The following is a 22,177-nucleotide window of genomic DNA, read 5'->3' on the forward strand; positions in this document are numbered from 1 at the left end:
ATGGCAAAGCGGACAATTCCCGTCATTCACCTTGCACAAGCGACATCCATCATGCCGCTACCCGGCCGCCATTTTACTGTGCAAATCGCTCAACGCAATCACACGATCAAAGAGGAATAATTCGAGCGGCGAAAACCGGTTCGCGCGGGTATTGAAATAATTGCCGATAATGCCCGGATTTTGGCTGACATATTTTTGGGAAATCGGTTAGCGAGCGCTCGCAGAAAAAGCGCGCTGAAAAATGCAGCGAGAACGGTGCGCGCATCCGGCGGCTCGCGCGGCCGGCCAATCGTCGGATGATAGGCGGACGGATCGATTGGCCGATTGCGCGGCGCGACGGAAATCGGTGCGAAGCGAATGCGCTACGGCGCGCTCATCGCCAGCCTTCGATCGAAAGCCCGCTGTGATGCGCGGCTTCTTCGCGCGACACGCGGCGCACCGTCTGGCCGAACGTCCAGACGTGCCGCTCCGGGTCGCGCGCGCGATACGTGCGGTCGCCGTAGAACTGATCGGCGGGCTCCTGCAGGATCACGGCGCCCGCGGCGCGGGCCCGTTCGCAATGCGCGTCGATGTCGGATTGGAGTTGCACGTGCACGCACTGCGTATTCTTGCCGTCGAGCGACTCGGGGCTGACCGCGAAGTCGCTCCAGCCGCCCTCGCCGATCATCACGATGCCGTCGCCGAACGACATCTCGGCGTGCGCGATGCGCCCTTGCGCATCGCTGACGACGACGCAGCGCGCGAAGCCGAATGCGCGCTCGAGCCATTCGAGCGCGGCGCGCGGATCGCGGTAGAACACCGCGCTGCTCAACGACGGGCGATGGGACGTGGCATTCATCGGAACGGCTCCTCCGGAGTTGGCGAAGCACCACTGTCGTCAACGCCGCAGGCGGCGTCAAGCCATAAATTCGGGCTCCGTCCCTTACCCGTGCGCGACGCGGCGCGGTGCCGGAACCGTTAGAAGCGCGTGCGCAGGCCGACCGCCGCGACGACCTGATTGCCCGTCGACGACGCGCCGCCCGCGGTATTGATCATCGCGACGTAATTGCGGCCCGACGCGTGCTGGTACATCCCTTCGAGGTAGACGTCGGTGCGCAGCGACAAACGGTACACCGCCTGCAGATCGACCTGATGCCACTTCGGATCGGAACCGTATTTGACGGTGTTGTCGACGTGGCCGTCCGTGTACGTGTACGCGCCGCCGATGCTGAATGCGGGCGTCAACTGATACTTGCCGTTCAGTTCGTAGTTGTCGAAGCGCACCGTGCCGCCCGTCGAGCCGAACGACGCGGTGTTCTCGTATTCGGCGCGCGTGTAGACGAAGCCGACCGTCGCCGGGCCGAACGCGTAGTTCAGGCCGCCGCCGTACGAGCGCATCCGGTCCGCGCCGAGCGAGAAGCCGCCCTTGCCGTTCGCCGCCGATTCGACGATGTCGACCGCGCCCGGGCTGCCCGCCGTCGTCCCCTTCGAGCCGTTGATCTGCAGGTAGCCGGCCGCGACGCTCAGCGGCCCGCGCGTGTAGCTCGCGCCGAAGCTGTATGCGCGGTTCGTCGCGAAATCGGTGCTGTTCGACATCGCGTACATGCCGCCGAACTTGAAGCCCGCGTACGTGTTGCTCGTGTACTTGATCGCGTTGTTGATCCGCAGCGAGTGGTTCAGGTTGTCGTTGTCGAACGGATGCGCGAAGCTCGCGTCGCCGAACGTGCCCGCCGTCGCCGACAGCGGCGCAACGAAATCGACGAGCGAATCGTATTGCCGGCCGATCGTCAGGGTGCCGAAACGATTGTCGGACAGCCCGACGTACGCGAACCGGCCGAACAGCCGGCCGTCCTGGCCGAGCTTGCCGTTCTCGGCGTTGAAGCCGTTCTCCAGCACGAACAGCGCCTTCAGGCCGCCGCCGAGATCCTCGGCGCCGCGCACGCCGAAGCGGCTGCCGTTCACCGCGCCTGTCGTCGCCTGCACGAGGCCGCCGTGCGAATTGCCGCTCGCGACGTTGTTCGTGTACATGATGCCCGCGTCGATCAGGCCGTACAGCGTGACCGAGCTCTGCGCGTGCGCGGCCGTCGCGGCCAGAACCCCTGCGGTTGCGCATGCAAACCGGATGTTTTTCACAACGAAACTCCTTGTTGATTGGAATGAAACGACTCGATCCGACGACGGTCGAGTTTAGGGATTCGTTCGCTCCGGATCTGCGGCCCGATGCGCAGCGCTTCTTTGCGCAGGCCGGAACGAACGGACACATTTCCGTCACGAAGCCTCGCCCCGATCGGCCGCGTGACGCGCGCCGCGCGCCCTTCAGTGTTGTGCAATCTGGAAGGCTGCGTGCCGGCGCGGCCGGTTTTTCCGCGCGCGGCGGCTGCGTAGACTTTGCCTCGTCAGTTCGGGACGCCGAACCGCGAACTGCATCGAATCGAATCACACTGGAGGTCATCTTGAAATCGATCGTCGTCACCGCTGCCGCCGCCCTCGTGCTCGCCGCACCGGCCGTCTCGTTTGCCCAGTCGTCGAACGGCTCGCTCACGCGCGCGCAAGTCATTCAGGAACTCGTCGATCTGGAATCCGTCGGCTATCAGCCGTCGCGCGGCAACGACAACACCTACCCCGACGACATCCAGGCCGCCCAGCGCCGTCTCGACGCGAAGCGCCTCGCCGCACGCAAGGCGGCCGAGGCCGCGCACGGTCCGGCCGTCGCGGGCGCGGCACAAGCTGGCAAGCCCGCGGCCGGCGCGCAGTAAGCGGGCATCGCTCGGGAGGCATCGTTCAGGGAGGCATCGTCGGTGAAGAGGCGGGCGCGATGCGCCGCCTCTTTTTTGCCGTCTCGCCGTCGCGCGGCCGCCCCCTCTCGATCGCGCGAACGAACGCCGCGCATCGCCGAAGCCGAGCCCGTGACATGCGACATGCGACATGCAGGCGACATGCCGGCGCCGACATCGACGCATGGATCACTCAATGACTGAGCGCGTGCGCCGATTCGAGCCCGACGTCGAGCGCCCCGGCGATCGCGCTTTGCGTCGCATCGGACGCTTCCGCGCCGATCGCCGACAGCATCGCCTCGTCGCGCGCGATCATCTTCGGCATGTGAAAGCGCAGCGCTTCCACCCAGGTGCGCACTTTCGCGTCGATGAAGCGGCGCGACGGATAGAGCGCGTAGACGTTCATCTTCTGCAGCCGATGCGCGGGCAGCACGCGCACGAGGTTTCCGCAGCGCAGGTCTTCGATCGCAGCATAGAGCGGCAGCATGCCGATGCCGATGCCCGCGCGGATCGCAACCGCGAGCGACTCGGCGGTGTTGGTCTGCACCGGGCCGTCGACCTTGATCTCCTCGGCGCCGTTCGGCCCTTCGAGCAGCCACTCGTTCGTCGGAAACGCCGGCGTGCGCAGCGTGAGGCACGCGTGCCGCGCGAGATCGCGCGGCGTGCGCGGCGCGCCGTGCGCGCGCAGATACGCGGGCGTCGCGCACAGGATGCTGAACGTCGAGCCGAGCAGATGCGACACCAGCTCGGAATCGGGCAGCGACGACGCGGTCACGACCGCCATGTCGCTCGATCCGTCGAACAGGTCGGGCATCCGCTGCGACAGCGTGAGCTCGATCGAGACGTCCGGATGCTGGCTGCGATACGCGGTGAGCGCCGGCAGCACGTAGTGCTGGCCGATGCTCGCGAAGCTGTGCATGCGCAGCACGCCCGCCGGGCGCTCGTGCGCGCAGCTCGCCTCCTCCTCCGCCTGATCGACGTCGGCGAGAATCTGCCGGCATCGCAGCAGGTAGCGCTCGCCCGCGGGCGTCAACGCGAGGCGCCGCGTCGAGCGGTTCATCAGGCGCGTGCGCAGCCGCGCCTCGAGCTCCGACACCGCGCGCGACATCGCGCCCGTTGTCGAATTCAGCGATTGCGCGGCCGCCGTGAAGCTGCCCGCCTCCACCACGCGGGCGAACACCCGCATGTTCTGTAGCGTATCCATTCCCGTCCGAAACGTATGTAGAGACGATATTGTCCTCCCGCAAGGACCGCACATTGTTGCTGCCACGGCAACTATGGTTTCCCTGTGGTCGCGTTAATGCGCGTGCGCGCGACTCCTACAATCGGCGCCTCTCCGGTCGGACTGGCATCGTCGCGCGAGGCCGGAGGCCCCCGATTCGCGCCCGCCAGAAGCACCGCCCACAGCCATGAAGCACGAGCCCGCGCTACAGCGATTCCTCATCGATCCGCAACGATGGCAGGGGCGGCTGCGAAGCGCCGTCAGGCTCGCGCGCGACTGGGCGGGCCACGACGGCCTCGTCTGGCTGCATCTCGCGAAGACGGTGGCGGCCGCGCTGCTCGCGATGGGCATCGCGATGCTGCTCGACCTGTCGCAGCCGCGGATCGCGATGACGACCGTGTTCGTGCTGATGCAGCCGATGAGCGGGATGGTGCTCGCGAAGAGCTTCTATCGCGTCGTCGGCACGGGCGTCGGGCTCGTCGCGGCGCTCGCGCTAGGGGGCCTCTTCGCGCAGCAGCCGGAGCTGTACATGGCGGGCATCACGCTGTGGGTCGCGGGCTGCATCGCGGCCGCCGTGCGCAACCGGCACTTCCGCTGGTACGGCTACGTGCTCGCCGGCTACACCGCCGCGCTGATCGGCCTGCCCGCGGTGATGGCGCCGAACACGCTGTTTCTGTCGGCGCTCACGCGCGCGGCCGAAGTCGCGGTCGGGATCTTCTGCTCGGGCGCCGTCAGCGCGCTCGTGTTTCCGCTCAGCTCGAGCGCTGCGCTGATGCGCACGCTGAACGCGCGGCACGCCGGCTTCGTCGCGTTCGCGGCGAGCACGATGGCGGGCGCGGTCGAGCGCCGCGATTTCGAGCGGCGCTTCGCCGACTTCGTCGACGGCATCGTCGGCTTCGAGGCGACCCGCGCGTTCGCGACGTTCGAGGACCCGCACATCCGCGCGCGCAGCCGCCGGCTCGCGCGGCTGAACAGCGAGTTCATGAACGCGTGCGCGCGGCTTCATGCGTTCCATCAGTTGCTCAGGCGGCTGCGCGCGAATCATGCGGCCGAGGTGCTCGCGGCGATCGCCCCGCACGTCGATGCGCTGTCGGACGTGCTGTGCGCGCTGCGCCGCGATCTCGCGCAGCCGCGCGCGGCGCCGTCATCGTCGCCCGCGCCCACGCCCTCGGTCGCGCTCGTCGAGCTGAGTGCGTATCTCGCCGCGCTGCCCAAGCGCGCGCGCGCGTCGCGACGCGCGGTCGAGACGCTCGCGCCCGCCGGCGTGCTCGACTTCGACACCGCGATCGAGCTGCTCTACCGCTTCGTCGACGAATTCCTCGGCTACGCGGAAACGCACGCGTCGCTCGCGCTCGACAGCCACGTGCTCGAACGCTCGATCACGCGCTACGCGGTGAAGACCAATCGCTACTTCGTCGGCTTCACGTTCCTGCGCACGCTCGTCGCGATGGGTGCGATGAGCGCGTTCTGGATCGCGTCCGAGTGGCCGAGCGGCGCGCTCGCGGTGATCGGCACCGCGATCGCGTGCGCGCTCAGCTCGACCGCGCCGCGCGCGAGCCGCTTCGTCGCGCAGATGGCCGCGGGCGCGGCGCTCGCGACGCTCGCGGGCTATCTGTACGTGTGCCGCGTGTATCCGAACATCGACGGCTTCCCGCTGCTGTGCGTGGCGCTCGCGCCCGTGCTCGCGGCGGGCGCGTATCTCGCGACGCGTCCGGGCAAGTCCGGCTACGGGATCGGCTTCGTCGTGTTCTTCTGCCTGCTCGCGGGGCCGGACAACGTGATCGTCTACGCGCCCGACGTGCTGATCAACAACGGGCTCGCGCTCGTCGTGTCGATGCTCGCCGCATCGATCGCGTTCGCGGTGGTGTTTCCCGCCGAGATGCCGTGGCTCACCGGCCGGATCGCGCGCGACCTGCGCCGGCAGATCGCGCTCGCGTGCGACGGCCCGCTGCAAGGGCTCGACCAGCGCTTTCAGTCGAGCTCGCACGATCTGATGTCGCAACTGCGCAATCTGCTGATGAAGCGCTCGCGCCGGCATCGCGACGCGCTGCGCTGGATGCTCGCGACGCTCGAAATCGGCCACGCGGTGATCGACCTGCGGCGCGAGATGCAGGCGTTCACGGCCGCGCAGCCCGCGCAGGCGCTGCGCTGGAGCGCGTTGATCGACGCGGTGCGCGAGGCGCTGCCGCGGCTGTTCGAGACGCCCGACGCGCATCGGCTCGCGCGTGCGCTGAAGTCGGTCAATCTCGCGATCCGCGCGGTCCGGCACACGCAGCACCTGTGGTACGCGGTGCCCGACGAGCGCCGCCGGATGCAGCGCATCGTCAGTTGCCTGCACTTCATCCGCAGCGCGCTGATCGATCAGGACGCGCCGTTCAATCGGGGCTCGCGCGCCCGCGAACGCGTGCGCGCGAGCCGCATGTGACGCGCGAAACGATCGTTGTGCGAAATGGAAAGAAGCTCCCCAGGCCGGGCGATTAATCCCAACCCGACCGAGTCATATAGTTTCATCACCGTCGAGCAAGACGGCAAAACCCTCAAGGAGAAAATCAAATGAAGTCGCTGCAAATCGCCGTCGTCGCGCTGTCGCTGTCCGCCGTCATGGCCGCCGCTCACGCGCAACCCGCCGCCGCCGATGCGGGCCGGCAGCCGGCGAACCGCACCGAGGCCGTGCAAGCCGCCGGCCGCGTCCCCGCCGCTCATCAAGACCGCCAGGACCCGAACGCATGCGTCGGCCCGGTCAGCTTCTGCAACATCTACTTCGGCAGCTAAGCGTCGTGCGCGCCGCGCTCCCGATGGAACGGAAAGCTCGCATCGAGCTTTCCGTTCGATGACTTCAAGCTGTCAAAAACCTTTGCGAGACTGCGCGCTCGATTCACCGTCCGCGCAACGCTTCGACGAGCGGCGGTGCCGTCCGGCCGAACCAACCTAGCCCCTTCCGTTTCGATGAAACGCTGCCTCGCCCCGCTCTTCCTGTGCATCGCGCTCGCCGCCTGCGGCGCCGATGACGCGGACGACGCCGCCGCGCCGCCGTCCACCCAGCCGAACCCGACGCCGGACGCACCCGCGTCGACACCCGCCCCGACACCCGCCGCGCCCACCTACTACCAGACGAAGACGCCCTATAGGCCGCAGCAGAATGCGTCGAGCTACGAAGCGCCGCCCGCGGGCTACGCACCCGTCTACACCGAGATGGTCGCGCGCCACGGCTCGCGCGGATTGTCCGGCTTCAAGTACGACGGCGCGATCTACGACATGCTGCAAAAGGCGGACGCCGAAGGCTCGCTAACGCCGCTCGGCCAGCAACTGAAGGCCGACACGTTCGCGATGATGAAGGCGAACGCGCTGCTCGGCTACGGCGTCGCGGGCATCTCGACGCCCGGCTACGGCAATCTCACGCAGGCGGGCATTCGCGAGCATCAGCAGCTCGCCGCGCGGCTGCTGCAGCGGCTGCCCGCGCTGTTCGACACGGTCGCGGGCGCGGCGGGCGGCACGCCGCGCAAGATCGTCGTCGTCCATTCCGGGCAGGACCGCGCGGTCGACAGCTCGGCCTACTTCTCGGGCGCGCTCGTCGCCGCGCGCCCCGCGCTCGCGCCGGCGATCACGCGGCCGGGCGCGCCGGCCGGCTATCCGGAAGGCGCGCCCGTTGCGCAAGCAGCGGGCGTCAATCGCTTCCTGCTGTACTTCCATGCACTGAAGCCGTCGGTCGATCTCGTCGCGTCGACGACCGATCCGCATTACGCGACCTATCGCGACAGCCTCGCGTACCAGGCTTACGGCAGCGACGCCGCCGTCGCCGCGAAGCTCGACGCGATCATGCAGTCGCCGCAAACGTCGCAGGTCGCGCAAACGGTGCTCGCCGGGCTCGTGAAACCGGATTTCGCCGCGAAGCTCGGCACGGCGGGCTACACGTTCTCGAACACGGGCACGTACACGTTCGCGTCGGCGGACGCCCGGTTCGCCAACACGCTGAAGGGCGACGGCAAGACCAGGATCAAGTCCGCCGCCGACGCGGCGAACGTGCTGTACAACCTGCTGCAGGTCGCGCCCGCGATGACGGCCGAGACGGGCGGCGTCACGATGGAGCGCTACATCGCCGCGCCGCAGGCCGAGTACCTCGCGTATCTTCAGGACGCCGAGGATTTCTACGAGAAAGGCCCCGGCGTCGCCGAAGCGAATCCCGTCACGTACCGGATGGCGCAGGCGCTCGTCGACGATTTCTTCGGCGAGATCGACGCGATCGCGCGCGGCGACCTGACGAACGCGGCGAAGCTGCGCTTCACGCACGCCGAAGTCGTGATTCCGTTCGCGTCGATCCTGAAGCTGAAGAACGTGTTCGCTCCCGTGCCGCAAGCGCAGACCTACACGTATGCGGACAATCCATGGCGCGGCGAAACGGTGTCGCCGATGGCCGCGAACCTGCAATGGGACGTCTACCGCAACGGCTCGCGGCTCATCGTGAAGATGCTGTACAACGAGCGCGAGACCGATTTTCAGCCCGCTTGCGACGGCGCGCGAATCGCGCCCGGCAGCCGCTTCTACGACTACGCCGGCTTGCGCCGCTGCCACGGCTATAGCTGAGCGTCTCCCGCGCGCGGCCGCCAGCCGGTCTCGCGCAACGCATCGACGAGCCGCGCGGCGCCGAGCGCGTCGACGCGCACGCCGCGCGCCGCGAGATCGGTGGCCGCGACGAGCGCGTTGACGATCGCCTCCTCGACCGCTTCCGCCGCCGCGTCGAACAACGCGCAGATGTGCACGTCGGCGACCATCCGCACGCCGACTGTCGTCGGGGCCGGCCGGCCGTAGCTCGCGATCGGCAGGCCCGTATTGCCGGTTGCGAACGCGACGAAGATATCGCCGCTCGAGTTGTCGGTGCCGCCGCCGCAGCGCGCGAGCCCGATGCCCGCGCGCTGCGCGAGCCGCGTGCACTGATGCGGCAGCAGCGGCGCGTCGGTCGCGAGCGTCACGACGATCGAGCCCATGCCGGCCTCGCCCGCCGCGCCCGGCGCGCCGAACGGCGAATGGAGCCCGCGCAGCACTTCGCCGACCGGGTAGCCCGCGACGCGCAGCGCCGCGCGCTGTCCGTAGTTCGCCTGCACGAGCGCGCCGACCGTCCAGCCGCCCGCCGTCTCGGCGACGACGCGCGACGCGGTGCCGATGCCGCCCTTGAACTCGTGGCAGATCATGCCGGTGCCGCCGCCGACGCAGCCCTCCTCGACCGCGCCCGAACGCGCGGCGGCAAGCGCCTGCGCGACGTGCCCGGCGCGCACGTGCTGCCCCCAGATGTCGTTCAGGAGTCCGTCGAACGTCTCCATCACGACGGGCATGCACCAGTACACGTGCTCGCGATCGCGCGCGCCGCCCTGCTCGCGCTCGGCGGCGACGAGCGCATCGCGCACGACGCCGACGCTGTGCGTGTTCGTATAGGCGATCGGCGTCGTCAGCAGTCCCGCCTCGCGAATCCATTCGAGCCCGGTCGCGTCACCGTTGCCGTTGAGCACGTGGACGCCCGCGAAGCACGGCTCGTCACGCGCGCGCGCGGCGCGCGGCTCGATCACCGTCACGCCGGTGTGCGCCGACGCGTCGCCCGCGTCGACGTGCAGCGTGCAATGCCCGACCCGCACGCCGGCGACGTCGGTGATGGCGTTCAGGGGCCCCGGCTTGCCGCGGCCGATGCGAATGCCCAGATCTCGTGTGCGCATGCTGATGGTCCTCTCTTTCGGTTCGTTGCCCGGTTCGTTTTTCAGAGCTCGCGGAACGCCGCGCTGCGGCGCGCCCAGCGCGCGTAGGCCGCGAGCGAGACGGCCGCGAGCCCCGCGATGATGTACAGGTCGGTCGGCTTCGCCGCGGCGGCGATCGTCGTGTACAGCGTATATCCCGCGCCCGCGATCGCGACGATGGGCGGCAGCGGCCACCACGGCATCCGGTAATGATGATCGACGTCGCGCCGCGTCACGCGGCTCGCGAGCGCCGCGACGCCGACGGCGAGATAGATGAGCAGCAGCAGATCGACGGTGAACGCGGTCAGCTCGTCGAGGCTCGACACGAACACGAGCAGCGTCGACGGCACGGCGAGCGTGAGCGTGGCGATCCACGGCGATTCGAGGCGAGCATGGATGCGCGTGAACGCGCCGTTGCACGCGCGCGACCACAACGCATGGCGGCCGCTGCTGTACAGGAAGCGCCCGACCATGATAACGATCGCGATGATCGCGTTGAACACGGACAGGAAGATGCCGCCGCTCACGACGCGCGACACGCCCGGATTGCTGAGCGCGCGCACGACATAGCCGATCGGATCGGCGCTCTTCGCGAGCTCGACGAACGACGGCGCGCCGAGCACGATTGCGGTGAGCGGCACGAGCTCGACGACGAGAATCACCGCGAGCGAGCAGATCACCGCTTTCGCGATGTCGCGATTGCCGCCTGCGAGATCCTCGGCGAGAAACACGGCCGCGCCGAAGCCGTTGTAGCAGAAGATCGCCGTGCCGACGGCCGGCATGATCGCGGCGAGCGTCGCGGGCACGAGTGTTGCGCCGCTCGCGACGACCGGATGCACGAGCGCGAGCGGCGAGCGATGCGGCTCGGAAAAGCCGAGATACGCGATCAGCGCGAGCACGAGGATCTCGATCACGAGAAACGCGCCGGTGATCCATGCGTTCGTGCGGATGTTCAGGATACCCAACGCATAGCTCGCGAGCACGATCACGAGCGCCACCGACTGATTGCCGAACTGCGTGCCGAGCGCCGCGTTCAGATAGGGCGCGGCGCCGCTCGCGAGCACGGCCGGGATGAACACGTTGACGGCGAGCACCGCGACGAACGTCAGATAGCCGGGCAGCGCGCCGAACACGCGCTTGACCATCACGTACTCGCCGCCCGCGCTGCGGTGCGCGGCGCTCAGCTCCGCATAGCAAAGCGCGAACGCGAGCGCGAGCAGCCCGCCGAGCGCGAACGACATCACCGCGCCGCTGCCCGCCTGCTGGATCGCGAACGGCGCGATCACGAAGATCGAGCTCGCGGGCGTCACGCCCGACACGGTGATCATCACGACGTCGCGCACGTCGAGCGAACGCGCGAGCGTCTCCGGCGCGGGCGCGCCGCCCGATGCGGCGGCCGCCGCCGCGCTCGAAGACTCCGATATCATCGCCATCTTGCACTCCTTTGCCGCAGGTTTTTGAACGCCCATACTCGGGCAACGCATGGCGCGCAGTCTAGGAAGCCAAATTGCGCGCCGCCATTCCCCCTTGGGGTTACGCCAAACCGGGGCGCACATGGATCGACTGTTCCGCGAAGTAGCGATGCATCAAGCGTTCGGACGCGCGCTCGATCACCTCGGCGAGCCGCGCTTCTGGCGCCTGCTGATTCTGTTTCTCAACGAGATGGTGCCGTTCGACAACGCGCTCGCAACCGCGCTCGGCCGCGACGGCGCGCCCGTCGTGCTCGACGAATACGACACGGGCGGCGCAAGCGGGCCGTCGCCCGTGCCGCTGTACCTGGACGGGCTCTATCTGCTCGATCCGTTCCTGCAGGCCGCGCACGACGGCCTCGCGGACGGCTGCTACCGGCTCGAGGAAGTCGCGCCCGATCTGTTCCGGCAGAGCGAATATTTCCTCAGTTATTTTCGCGACGCGGTCGGCGAGGACGAATTGCAGATCATCGTGCGCACACGGCCGGACGAGATGCTGTCGCTGTCGCTCGGCGCGCACGCGCGCTTCGACACCGATACGCTCGGCCGCCTCGCCGCCTGCTCGCCGTGGCTCTTCGCGGCGATCCGCCAGCACCGCCGGCTGCAGGGCGACGCGTCGCGCACGCGCGGGGACGACGATCTCGCCGAGCGCGTCGAGCGCGCGCTCGCAAGCTTCGGCGCGCCATTGCTGACCGAGCGCGAGATGGCGATCGCGCGGCTCGTGCTGCGCGGCAACTCGTCGAAGGCGATCGCCGAGCGGCTCGCGATCTCGCCCGAGACCGTCAAGGTGCATCGGCGGCACTTGTATTCGAAGCTCGGGATCTCGTCGCAGCCGGAGCTGTTCTCGCTGTTCCTGCAGGCGCTCGGGCACGACGCGCCGCGCTGACGCCGCGCGGCGCGCGCGGGCCGCGTCGCGGCGGGCGGGCGACGATCGCCTTTCGTCCGTCGGCAAAACCGCCTATGGTTGGTAAGGGTGCGCAACGGGCGCGCCCGCCGGAACAAGGAGACAGTCATGAGAACCGCTTATGTCGCGTGCGCGCTCATCGCCGGCTTCGCGTCGGCCGCCGCGCTCGCCGATGCGCCCGCGATGCCGAGCGGCGGCATGCTGGTCGCCGCCAACGGCATGACGCTTTACACGTTCGACAAGGACATCCCGAATTCGGGCAAGAGCGCATGCAACGGCCCGTGCACGACGAACTGGCCGCCGTACAAGGCGAGCGCGACCGATCAGCCGGCGCTCGGCTACACGATCATCAAGCGCGACGACGGCACGCTGCAATGGGCGTACCAGGGCAAGCCGCTTTACTTCTTCGCGAAGGACGCCGCGAAAGGCGACAAGAAAGGCGACGGCTTCAAGGACGTCTGGCACGCGGTGAAGGAATAAGCGCGCGGGCGTTGCGGCGGGGATAAGCGGCGTGACGTCGCGTAATGCGGCGCAGCTTGCGCCTCGCGCCCGCCACCGCCGAAAAAGAAAGAAGCCCGCGTTTTGCGCGGGCTTCGAAACAGGCCGCCGACGCAACACGCCGCCGAACGACCTGGATAGGCCAACTACAAACCGGTTGCTCAGCGGCTCGACGGAAAGCTGAACATCGTCCCCTCGCGCACGCCGGCCGACGGCCAGCGTTGCGTGATCGTCTTGCGCTTCGTGTAGAAGCGCACCGCGTCCGGGCCGTATGCGTGCAGATCGCCGAACAGCGAGCGCTTCCAGCCGCCGAACGAGTGATACGCGACAGGCACGGGCAGCGGCACGTTGATGCCGACCATCCCGACCTGGATGTTGTCGCTGAAGAAGCGCGCGGCCTCGCCGTCGCGCGTGAAGAGGCACGTGCCGTTGCCGTACTCGTGCGCATCGACGAGCGCCATCGCCTCGGCGAGCGACGCGACGCGCACGACGCCGAGCACCGGCCCGAAGATCTCGTGCTGATAGATCGGCATGCCGGGCTTCACGTTGTCGAACAGGCATGGGCCGAGGTAGTAGCCGCCGTCATGGCCGTCCACCTTCACGCCGCGCCCGTCGACCACCAGCGTCGCGCCCGCCGCGACGCCCGCCTCGACGAAGCCCGTCACCTTCTCGAAATGCTGCCGCGTGACGAGCGGCCCCATGTCGACGCCCGGCTCGACGCCCGGGCCGACCTTCATCTTCGCGATCTCGGCCTGGATGCCCACCACCACCGCGTCGCCCGTCTCGTCGCCGATCGCGACGACGAGCGGAATCGCCATGCAGCGCTCGCCGCACGAGCCGTACGCGGCGCCCATCAGCGCGTTCACCGCGTTGCCGATGTCGGCGTCCGGCATCACGATCGCGAAGTTCTTCGCGCCGCCCAATGCCTGCACGCGCTTGCCGTGCGCGCAGCCCGTCGTGTAGATGTATTCGGCGATCGGCGTCGAGCCGACGAAGCTCACCGCCTTCACGCGCGGATCGGCGAGGATCGTATCGACCGCCTCCTTGTCGCCGTTCACGACGTTCAGCACGCCGGGCGGCAGGCCCGCTTCGAGCGCGAGCTCGGCCATGCGCAGCGTCGACGACGGCGTGCGCTCCGACGGCTTGAGCACGAACGTGTTGCCGCACGCGACCGCCATCGGCCACATCCACAGCGGCACCATCACCGGGAAGTTGAACGGCGTCACGCCCGCGACGACGCCGAGCGCCTGGAACTCGCTCCACGAGTCGATCGCCGGGCCGACGTTCTTGCTGTGCTCGCCCTTGAGCAGCTCGGGCGCGTAGCTCGCGTACTCGACGTTCTCGATCCCGCGCTGCAGCTCGCCCATCGCGTCGGCGAGCACCTTGCCGTGCTCGGCCGTGACCAGCGCGCACAGCTCGTCGGCATGCGCCTCGAGCAGCATCTTGAAGCGGCTCATCACGCGCGCGCGCTTGAGCGGCGGCGTGTTGCGCCACGCCGGATACGCGGCCTGCGCGGCCGCGATCGCCGCCTCGACGGTCAGCCTGTCGGCAAGGCGCACGCTCTTCGTCGATGCGCCCGTCGCCGGGTCGAACACCGGCTGCACGCGCTCGCCGCCGTCGACGCGCTTGCCGTCGATCAGGTGGCCGAGGGTGGAAGTGACGTTGCTGTCGTGTTTCATCGCGGTGTTTCCTGAATTCGTGTGTTGCGTGGATGCGGCAAATGCGTGCGGCGAATGCGCGGCGCGGCGGCCGCGCATCGTCAGGCGGTGGCGAGCAGCGCGTCGTTCAGCGCGCCGATCAGGCTGTCGATCTCGTGCTTCTCGGCGATGAAGGGCGGCGCGAGCTGGATCGTGTCGCCGCCGTAGCGCACGTAGAAACCGTTCTCCCAGCAATGCATCGCGATCTCGTAAGGGCGCCGCGCGGGCTCGCCCGGCGCGTGCTCGATCGTCAGGCCCGCGGCGAGCCCGCAGTTGCGGATGTCGGCGACGTGGCGCACGCCCTTCAGGCCGTGCACGGCCGCCTCGAAATGCGGCGCGAGCGCGCGCACGCGGCCGAGCGCGTCTTCCGCGACGAGCAGATCGAGCGCCGCGACGCCCGCCGCGCAGGCGACGGGATGCGCGGAATACGTGTAGCCGTGCGGGAACTCGAGCATGTAGTCGGGGCCGCCCGCCGCCATGAACGCGTCGTAGATCTCCCGGTTCGCGATCACCGCGCCGAGCGGCTGCGCGCCGTTCGTCACCTGCTTCGCGACGTTCATGATGTCCGGCACGACGCCGAACGCGTCGGCGCCCGTCATCGCACCCGTGCGGCCGAAGCCCGTGATGACTTCGTCGAAGATCAGCAGGATGTCGTGCGCGGTGCAGATCTCGCGCAGCCGCTGCAGATAGCCCTTCGGCGGCACGACGACGCCCGCCGAGCCGGAGAACGGCTCGACGATCACCGCCGCGATGTTCGACGCGTCGTGCAGCGCGATCAGATCGAGCAGGCGGTCGGCGAGCTCGGCGCCATGCTCGGGCAGCCCGCGCGAGAACCTGTTTGCCGGCAGTTGCGTGTGCGGCAGGAAATCGGCGTCGATGCCCTGGCCGAACAGCTTGCGGTTCGGCCCGATCCCGCCGACCGAGATGCCGCCGAAGTTCACGCCGTGGTAGCCCTTCTCGCGGCCGATCAGGCGCGTCTTCGTGCCCTTGCCCTTCGCGCGCCAGTACGCCCGCGCCATCTTGAGCGACGTGTCGGCCGCCTCCGAGCCCGAGCCCGTGAAGAACACGTAGTCGAGGCCGGCGGGCGTCATCGCCTTGATCCGGTTCGCGAGCTCGAACGACTGCGGATGGCCGAACTGGAACGCGGGCGAATAGTCGAGCCGCGCGACCTGGCGCGCGACCGCGTCCGAGATCTCGGCGCGGCCGTGGCCGAGGCCGCAGCACCAGAGGCCGGACAGGCCGTCGAAGATCTTGCGGCCGTCGGCCGCCGTGTAATACGCACCCTTGCCTTCTATGATGATTCGCGGGTCCCGCTTGAACTGGCGGTTCGCGGTGAACGGCATCCAGTGCGCGTCGAGCCATTCGGCGTCGGTGCGCACGGTCGTGTCGGGAGCGGTCGGTTCGGTCAGAGCGTTCATGTCGGTCGGCGTCGCGATGCGCGGATGAATGAAGATGTTGCGCATTGTCGAGTCGGCGAATAGTCTTTTGAATATCGCAATATCAATGTTTACTTGAGCATTCATGCAAGCAAGAAAACCGAAAAGCCGCGCGCTCCTCGGCCAGTTGACCGACATGGACCTGCGCCTGCTGCGCGTGTTCAGGAGCGTCGTCCAGTGCGGCGGGATGGCTGCGGCCGAGCTGGAGCTGAACATCGGGATCTCGACGATCAGCCGGCACGTGAAGGATCTCGAGACGCGCCTCGGCCTCGTGCTGTGCCGGCGCGGCCGCGCGGGCTTCACGCTGACGCCCGAGGGCCAGACCGTCTACGAGGAGACGCTGCGGCTGCTGGCGTCGGTCGAGGCGTTCAGGAGCCGCGTGGACGGGATTCACGACCGGATGGGCGGCGAGCTGCAGATCGCCGTGTTCGACAAGACCGCGACGAACCCGCGCGCGCGGCTCGGCGACGCGATCGGGCGCTTTCACGACGAGGCGCCGGACGTCGCGCTGAACCTGCACGTCGCGTCGATCAACGAGGTCGAGCGCGGGATCATCGACGGCAGTTATCAGGTCGGGATCATTCCCGCGCACCGCAGCTCGGGCAGCCTCGTCTACGCCGACCTGTTCGACGAGCGGATGCTGCTGTACTGCGGCGCGAACCACGCGCTGTTCGACGCGCCGCATGCGAAGCTCACGTGGCGCCAGGTGCGCGGCTACGCGTTCGCGGGGCTCGGCTACCACTCGCCGAACATGGAGCTGAGCCATCGCGCGAAGCTCACGCGCAGCGCGACGGCGTCGGATCAGGAATCGATCGCGACGCTGATCCTGTCGGGGCGGTATCTCGGCTTCCTGCCCGATCACTATGCGGAAAGCTTCGAGGCGAAGGGATTGATGCGCTCCGTCGCGCCGCAGCGCTTTCATTATTCGTGCCGCTTCGTGAGCCTGCTGCGGCGCTCGCCGCGGCCGTCGCGCGCGGCGCTGCTGTTTCAGGAATGCCTCGAAATCGCGCATGCGGCAGGGCGCGCGAAAGCGTGAGGGCGCGCCCCGCGCCCGCGCCCGTCGATGCCGATACGGACGATACGCCACCCGGCCGCGCCGCCCGTTCGGATTCCCGGCGCCGTCTTCGCCTGCCGGGCGAACCGGCGCGCCGCGTTGCCGAATACTGAAGACGGTCGGGCGGGCATCGTTCGATGCGCGCCGGCGACCGGCGCACGAACGCCCCTTTCCCGGGCGACGCCCGCCCGAACGGGCTGCGCGCGCCCGATCGTCTCGAATGCGATCGCGTGCGCCGCGCGGGAGATCCACTATTAACGACAGGACGAGCCGCCGAAAGGCCGCGCCCGCGGGCGCCCGGCACGGCGACGGGACGGGAGGCGCCGATGCTCTCGCGAATCCGCGCAAGAGCGTCGGCGCGCCCCGCCCGCCGGCGGCCGGCACACCCCGCATCGCCCGGCCGGGAGGCGCTCATGGCAACCGAATGAATCCCAGAGTCACGGAAGGCAGCAGCGTCGGGCAAACGTACCCCTCGACGCCGACCACGGCCGAACCTCCAGCGACAAGCCCCACATCGGGCACGTCGCGCACGATACCGCCCGGGCTCAGCAAATTGCAGCGCACGCCACACAAGCTCGGCGGCTCGCCGGTTTTCCAGTGCCCGGTCCAGCCGAACCGCGTCGGGGGCGGCGTCGGCGTCGTCATTCCGGAAAACAGCTTCGGCCGGATTCCTCCCGGCGAGGCGGCCAACCTCTGCTATCCGAACATCAGCTCCTGCGTGACCGTCTCGGCGCTGACCAGAAACGGCAGTCTTCGCGGCGTCCATCTGACCACGCCCCAAGGCTTCGAGAAAAAGGACATGGAGACGACGCTCGAAGCGATCGACGCAAGGAACTGCGAGAAGGTCGTGGTGGCGGGGCCGATCAATGAGGCCAAGGCGCGCACCAAAAACTCGGCGTTCGATACCCGGGCGAACATCACGGCCCGGATGCACGAGCTCGCGCCGAACGCGGAGGTCGGGTTCGTCGAAACCGAAGCGACCGTTCGTCCCCATGACATTTATGTCCGGCACGATCCGCAAACTGCCGACGGCAAGCTCGAGGTTCACGTCGCCCCGTCCAACGCGCCGCAGGAAGAGGGCGTGAAGGCCGGGAAGCCTCCGCAGGACGCATCGATACCGGGCAACGCGAACCGCGTCGCCGACGGCGACATCGTCCAGAGCAAGCCGGGCGGGCTACGCCGGCTGTTTTCCTTCTCGAAGAACAACGCGTGACCGGCCGGCCCGACGGGCGGCGATCTTGACCGGCCCGGCGCACCATGCGCGCGAGCCGTCCGCCGCCGCCGCCCGCTCTGCGATAATCGCGGTTTCCCGCGTCCTTGCGCGCCGTCGAGGCGCCGCGCCCTGCCATGAATTCACCGTTGCCGCCCGCCCCCGCCGCGTTCCTGCCGCCGATCCCGTGCCTGCAGGACGACGATCGTCCCTGGCTGCCGATGGACGCGAGCCTGCCCGGGCTCGCGATCAAGTACCTGCACATCAACGTCGCTGCCGACGAGATGACCGTGCTGCTGAAGATGCCGGTCGGGCTCGCGCTGCCGCGGCACCGGCACGACGGCGCGGTGTTCGTCTACACGCTGCAGGGCGAGTGGCGCTACCGCGAATACGACTGGGTCGCGCGGCCGGGCAGCACGGTGCTGGAGCCGGCGGGCTCGCATCACACGCCGGAGGCGATCGCGTCGGACACGGGCGCGGTCGTCACGTTCAACGTGATGCGCGGCGATCTCGTACTGCTCGACGATGCCGGCAACGAAACGGCGCGCGAGAACTGCCGCGTCGCGCTGCTGCGCGAACGCCGGTTCGCGCGCGGCGCGCCGGACGCCGCGCCGCCGTTCGTGACGCGCTGAGCCGGCGAAGGGCGGGTCGGCCTCGGCACGCATCGGCAATCGCGCCGCACACATCAAGCGCGCGATCTGTGTCGCCTGCAAGCGCATTATGCCGGCACCCGTTTCCCACGCGTCAATCGGACCAGATCAGCGACAGCCGCCTGCGGGAGATGTGCGCTTCGGACGGCGTGCCGAGCGCGCTGTTGACGTATCGCACGCCGTCGATGGTGCGCGCCTGATTCAGATGGCTGTGGCCGAACACGTGAATGGCCGATCCCAGTGCGCGGATCTGCTGGTCGATCCGCCACGATCCCATGACGGGCGCAAGCGCCTTGACCCACGCCGGCGCCATCGACGGCATCAGGTCGGCGCGCGGCAGAAAGTGCGAACACGAGATCACGATATCGTTTCGGATACCCAAATAGGGGCGATTGCACTCCTCCAGATATCGCGCGACGTCCGCGGGCGTCATGTCCCGCGGCCACACGCAGCGGCGATAGTCGCCCCACACTTGCAGCAGGCCGTCGGAAGGCGCGCCGAAGCTGTAGTCGTACCACGCGAGGAGCGGCACGACGCAGACGCCGTGCGCATGGAACGGCTCGACGCGCACGCCCGTGCGTTGCGCGAGCTCGCGCAACGCGTGCCACTTGTCGATCGACGTCGCGGCCGTGTCGCGCGGCCCGAGCCATAAGTCGTGATTGCCCGGCACGAAGACGACCGCCTCGAACCGCGCGGAGAACGCGTCGAAGACGCGTGCGACATGAGCGAGATCGGTGGCGACGTCACCCGCCAGAATGAGGACATCGCGCGTGTGCTCGTATCGCGGCAGCGCGTCCAGCCATCTGGCGTTTTCCGGATACTCGACGTGCAGATCCGATATGGAGAACACACGCATGTTCGGCCGGCCGCCTATCGCGCACGGCGCCCGACGGCGCGGCCGGATGCGTTCATGCCGCCGTTTCGCGGAACTTGCCGTAGTGCATGAGCCGCTCGTGACGGCGAGCGACAAGCTGCTTCGAGTCGAGCGATTCGACGTTGCGCAGGCTTTCCTGCAGGACGCGCTTGAGCATCAGCGCCATTTGCTGCGGGTCGCGATGCGCGCCGCCGACCGGCTCGTTCGCGATCTTGTCGATCAACCCCAGCGCCTTGAGGCGGTGCGCGGTCAGGCCCAGCGCGTTGGCCGCCTGCTCCGCGTAGCCCGGGTTCTTCCAGAGAATCGACGAGCAGCTTTCGGGCGAGATGACGGAGTAAGTCGCGAACTGGAGCATGATCGACACGTCGCCGACGCCGATCGCGAGCGCGCCGCCCGAGCCGCCCTCGCCGATCACCGTCGTGATGACCGGCGTCTGAAGGCTCGACATTTCCATCAGGTTGCGGCCGATTGCCTCGGACTGGTTGTGCTCTTCGGCGTCGATCCCGGGCCACGCGCCCGGCGTGTCGATGAACGTGAAGATCGGCAGCCCGAATTTCTCGGCGAGCCTGAAAAGCCGCAGCGCCTTTCGGTATCCCTCGGGCCGCGGATAGCCGAAATTGCGCATCGCGCGCTCCTTCGTGTTGCGCCCCTTCTGGTGGCCCACCACGACGCACGGCCGGTCGTTGAAGCGTGCGAGCCCGCCGACGATCGACTGATCGTCCGCATAGCAGCGATCGCCATGCAGCTCGTGAAAATCCGTGAATATGAAATTGACGTAATCGAGCGTATAAGGCCGCGCCGGATGCCGCGCCACCTGGACGATTTGCCACGGCGTGAGCCGCTCGTACAGTTCCTTCGTCAGCTTCTCGCTGCGCGCGGACAACCGGTTGATTTCCTCGGAAAGATCGATCGCCGATTCGTCCTCGGAACAACGTAGCGCGTCGATCTTCGCATCCAGCTCGCCGATCGCCTTTTCGAAGTCGAGATACGTTACGTTCGTCATGTAGTTCTCCGGCTGCAAATGCGGACTCTCAGGTATTCGACGAGGATTATCGTCGGACCGCCCAATTTTTTCGGCCGTTTTCGATGTTCGTTCGGAATGCGCGCATTCGCCGCGGAGGATGTCATCGATGATCGATGGCCGCGAATGCACCGCCATGCACGGCCGCGATACTAACACACCGCCCTGGCTTCATTGTGCCGCGCACGTCCGCTAACGCGCCGCCGCCACTGCCCCGACGCCGCCCGCCCGATGCGACGCCGGCGCAAGGCCGACGCAGGCCGCCCGCCGCCCCCGCCGCCCCCGGCGCACGCGGGGCGCGTGGGGCGATCAGCTTGCCGTCGAACGCCGGGCCTTCGAGCTCGAGAAATTCCTCGCAAAACGGCAGCATGGCGAAAGGCTGCGCGGCGACGAGCGACGACGCTCGCTCGAGCCCCTGTCGAAAGTGCGCGTCGAACGTCGTGCGCGGTCCGGGGCGCCGCGTCGGCTGCGTGCGTCGAGGCTCGTATCCGGCTCACTCCGGATACGAATCGTGGACCTTGAGCTTCGCGAGCTTGAAGATCGTGCGGAGCGTGCGTGGATGAATGTCGCGGCGCGCGGCGAGCGACGACAGGATGAAGTCGAGCACCTTCGCATGCCTGAGCAGCACGAGGCAATTTTCGAGATCGGCGGCGTGGGTCGCGTTCATGCGTTCGGCAAGCTGCAGCATCTCGACGGCCAGCTCGCGCGCCATGTCGAGTTCGATCTGCTGCTTTTCGCTCCATGCGGCGGGCTGCGGCTGCTCGAGCAGCTTCGCCAGGAAAGCCTGGAATTGCGCGTCGGACTGGTTCGGGAGCGTGTCCATGTGTTGCTCCGTGCGGCAATTGAGCGAGCGAACCCGATGGGCGCGCCCGACAAGTTTCACTGTATCCGCGCCGATCGTCCGGCGCGGTCCTCGTCCCCGATGTCACGCAGAAACCGTGCCAGCGCATCGCGATGCCGCGCGGAACCTTCCGCCAACGGCCGTTCGGCCGCGTCCCCGCGTTGCCGGAACGCAACGCGGCCGCATCGCCGGCCGCGCGTGCGGGTGCGCGCATCCGTTCCGCGCGCGAATTCGTCGTCGAAATGATTCATCGACGTTACGTAACACGCGCGTTGGCCGTCGGGACATGGGGATATGTATCGCCACTGAAACATCGCGCTCGTTGCGGCCTGTCCGCGGCGCAAATCCGCGGCGGGAATCCGTGCACGAAGACGGCACGACGGCCGATGCGCCGAACCGCGCCATGCCTGCCGGCAACCGGCGCGCATTCTTTGCGACAAGTGGCGCGCACCACGCTTTGCCCAACGAAATCGATCGAATCGCGGGCCGATCGAATTCGGCGGCCACATAAAGATGATCCTTTGGGGTCCTAGTGAAATCACCTTTTACACATTCTTACAGTAGCGCCCCGGCGATTTCACTAGCCTGAATCGACTCGCAGCGCCTTGGCCGCACTCGCCTGCGCGGGCCGCTCGAGTCTTCCATGCAATTCAAGTCCGTGGCGCGCAAGCGCGCCACGGTCACGGGGTTGATCCCGGGCCGTCAACCACGGCCCGTTCACGCAGTGCGTCGCTTCGACGAATGCCCGGACGCGGCGCGCTGCAGGCAGCCAACAGACCAAGAAAACCCGTATCTGCGCGCCGACGCACGTACGCAAGGAGGCCGGCT

Annotated in this window: 20 protein-coding genes and 1 pseudogene; 10 read left to right on the forward strand and 11 right to left on the reverse strand. The window is 68.3% G+C overall.

Going from position 1 to position 22,177, the window contains the following annotated elements:
- Positions 1 to 373: 373 nt before the first annotated feature.
- Both WS92_RS10655 and WS92_RS10660 read right to left on the reverse strand, forming a co-directional pair.
- A complete protein-coding gene (locus tag WS92_RS10655; protein ID WP_059930187.1) occupies positions 374 to 838 on the reverse strand; it encodes a VOC family protein in 465 nt (154 codons plus the stop codon).
- 119 nt (positions 839 to 957) lie between these two features.
- Complete coding sequence (locus WS92_RS10660) at positions 958 to 2,112, reverse strand: porin (RefSeq protein WP_059930189.1); 1,155 nt, start codon at positions 2,110 to 2,112, stop codon at positions 958 to 960.
- Positions 2,113 to 2,129: 17 nt separating this feature from the next.
- On the opposite strand from WS92_RS10660, the pseudogene WS92_RS37155 reads away from it, so the two are divergent.
- Together WS92_RS37155 and WS92_RS10665 are read left to right on the forward strand one after the other, a co-directional pair.
- Positions 2,130 to 2,364, forward strand: a pseudogene (locus WS92_RS37155) (hypothetical protein).
- 68 nt (positions 2,365 to 2,432) lie between these two features.
- Positions 2,433 to 2,735, forward strand: a complete 303-nt coding sequence (locus WS92_RS10665) for a DUF4148 domain-containing protein (RefSeq protein WP_015603033.1) — start codon at positions 2,433 to 2,435, stop codon at positions 2,733 to 2,735.
- Positions 2,736 to 2,946: 211 nt separating this feature from the next.
- On the opposite strand, the gene WS92_RS10670 is transcribed toward WS92_RS10665, so the two are convergent.
- Positions 2,947 to 3,957: a LysR family transcriptional regulator gene (locus tag WS92_RS10670; RefSeq protein WP_009914671.1), complete on the reverse strand. Its 1,011-nt coding sequence runs from the start codon at positions 3,955 to 3,957 to the stop codon at positions 2,947 to 2,949.
- Between the two features lie 205 nt (positions 3,958 to 4,162).
- Here WS92_RS10670 and WS92_RS10675 point away from each other — a divergent pair, with 205 nt between their 5' ends.
- From WS92_RS10675 to WS92_RS10685, 3 genes are all read left to right on the forward strand, one after another.
- Positions 4,163 to 6,400, forward strand: coding sequence for an FUSC family protein (locus WS92_RS10675; RefSeq protein WP_059930191.1), 2,238 nt, complete (start codon positions 4,163 to 4,165; stop codon positions 6,398 to 6,400).
- Positions 6,401 to 6,528: 128 nt separating this feature from the next.
- Positions 6,529 to 6,747, forward strand: coding sequence for a hypothetical protein (locus WS92_RS10680; protein WP_004195003.1), 219 nt, complete (start codon positions 6,529 to 6,531; stop codon positions 6,745 to 6,747).
- Positions 6,748 to 6,921: 174 nt separating this feature from the next.
- Positions 6,922 to 8,556 carry a histidine-type phosphatase gene (locus WS92_RS10685; protein WP_059930193.1) on the forward strand — a complete coding sequence of 545 codons (1,635 nt, stop codon included), beginning with the start codon at positions 6,922 to 6,924 and terminating at the stop codon, positions 8,554 to 8,556.
- On the opposite strand, the gene WS92_RS10690 is transcribed toward WS92_RS10685, so the two are convergent.
- On the reverse strand, positions 8,547 to 9,677 hold the full coding sequence (locus tag WS92_RS10690) for a DmpA family aminopeptidase (RefSeq protein WP_059930195.1): 1,131 nt from the start codon (positions 9,675 to 9,677) through the stop codon (positions 8,547 to 8,549). The genes WS92_RS10685 and WS92_RS10690 overlap by 10 nt on opposite strands.
- 41 nt (positions 9,678 to 9,718) lie before the next feature.
- Positions 9,719 to 11,128 (reverse strand): APC family permease, encoded by a 1,410-nt coding sequence (locus WS92_RS10695; RefSeq protein ID WP_009914663.1) that lies wholly within the window; start codon positions 11,126 to 11,128, stop codon positions 9,719 to 9,721.
- A 148-nt stretch (positions 11,129 to 11,276) separates the two neighbouring features.
- Here WS92_RS10695 and WS92_RS10700 point away from each other — a divergent pair, with 148 nt between their 5' ends.
- Positions 11,277 to 12,050, forward strand: a complete 774-nt coding sequence (locus WS92_RS10700; RefSeq protein WP_231755896.1) for a helix-turn-helix transcriptional regulator — start codon at positions 11,277 to 11,279, stop codon at positions 12,048 to 12,050.
- 126 nt (positions 12,051 to 12,176) lie between these two features.
- The gene (locus WS92_RS10705; protein ID WP_006027582.1) at positions 12,177 to 12,548 is read left to right on the forward strand and encodes a COG4315 family predicted lipoprotein; all 372 of its coding nucleotides are present in this window, start codon (positions 12,177 to 12,179) and stop codon (positions 12,546 to 12,548) included.
- 179 nt (positions 12,549 to 12,727) lie between these two features.
- Here the strand turns inward: WS92_RS10705 and WS92_RS10710 are convergent, their stop codons facing one another.
- Both WS92_RS10710 and WS92_RS10715 read right to left on the reverse strand, forming a co-directional pair.
- The gene (locus WS92_RS10710; RefSeq protein WP_059930334.1) at positions 12,728 to 14,245 is read right to left on the reverse strand and encodes a CoA-acylating methylmalonate-semialdehyde dehydrogenase; all 1,518 of its coding nucleotides are present in this window, start codon (positions 14,243 to 14,245) and stop codon (positions 12,728 to 12,730) included.
- 80 nt (positions 14,246 to 14,325) lie between these two features.
- Positions 14,326 to 15,726: an omega-aminotransferase AptA gene (locus WS92_RS10715; RefSeq protein WP_059930199.1), complete on the reverse strand. Its 1,401-nt coding sequence runs from the start codon at positions 15,724 to 15,726 to the stop codon at positions 14,326 to 14,328.
- A 58-nt stretch (positions 15,727 to 15,784) separates the two neighbouring features.
- Between WS92_RS10715 and WS92_RS10720 the strand changes: the two genes are divergently transcribed.
- The 3 genes from WS92_RS10720 (at position 15,785) to WS92_RS10730 (ending at position 18,595) form a co-directional block, all read left to right on the forward strand.
- Positions 15,785 to 16,735 carry a LysR family transcriptional regulator gene (locus WS92_RS10720; RefSeq protein ID WP_006027585.1) on the forward strand — a complete coding sequence of 317 codons (951 nt, stop codon included), beginning with the start codon at positions 15,785 to 15,787 and terminating at the stop codon, positions 16,733 to 16,735.
- Positions 16,736 to 17,177: 442 nt separating this feature from the next.
- On the forward strand, positions 17,178 to 17,966 hold the full coding sequence (locus WS92_RS34650; RefSeq protein ID WP_059930201.1) for a hypothetical protein: 789 nt from the start codon (positions 17,178 to 17,180) through the stop codon (positions 17,964 to 17,966).
- A 134-nt stretch (positions 17,967 to 18,100) separates the two neighbouring features.
- On the forward strand, positions 18,101 to 18,595 hold the full coding sequence (locus tag WS92_RS10730) for a 2,4'-dihydroxyacetophenone dioxygenase family protein (RefSeq protein WP_006027587.1): 495 nt from the start codon (positions 18,101 to 18,103) through the stop codon (positions 18,593 to 18,595).
- 112 nt (positions 18,596 to 18,707) lie between these two features.
- Here the strand turns inward: WS92_RS10730 and WS92_RS10735 are convergent, their stop codons facing one another.
- The 4 genes from WS92_RS10735 to WS92_RS35720 all read right to left on the reverse strand — a co-directional run bounded on the left by WS92_RS10735 (position 18,708) and on the right by WS92_RS35720 (position 21,600).
- Positions 18,708 to 19,469, reverse strand: coding sequence for a metallophosphoesterase (locus WS92_RS10735; RefSeq protein WP_059930204.1), 762 nt, complete (start codon positions 19,467 to 19,469; stop codon positions 18,708 to 18,710).
- 52 nt (positions 19,470 to 19,521) lie between these two features.
- Positions 19,522 to 20,490 (reverse strand): acetyl-CoA carboxylase carboxyltransferase subunit alpha, encoded by a 969-nt coding sequence (locus WS92_RS10740; protein ID WP_009914660.1) that lies wholly within the window; start codon positions 20,488 to 20,490, stop codon positions 19,522 to 19,524.
- Between the two features lie 511 nt (positions 20,491 to 21,001).
- Positions 21,002 to 21,331, reverse strand: coding sequence for a hypothetical protein (locus tag WS92_RS10745; protein WP_059930206.1), 330 nt, complete (start codon positions 21,329 to 21,331; stop codon positions 21,002 to 21,004).
- 56 nt (positions 21,332 to 21,387) lie between these two features.
- Complete coding sequence (locus tag WS92_RS35720; RefSeq protein ID WP_009914659.1) at positions 21,388 to 21,600, reverse strand: hypothetical protein; 213 nt, start codon at positions 21,598 to 21,600, stop codon at positions 21,388 to 21,390.
- Between the last annotated feature and the right edge of the window lie 577 nt (positions 21,601 to 22,177).

The sequence above is a fragment of the Burkholderia sp. MSMB1588 genome (assembly GCF_001546925.1).
Classification (GTDB): Bacteria; Pseudomonadota; Gammaproteobacteria; order Burkholderiales; family Burkholderiaceae; genus Burkholderia; species Burkholderia humptydooensis.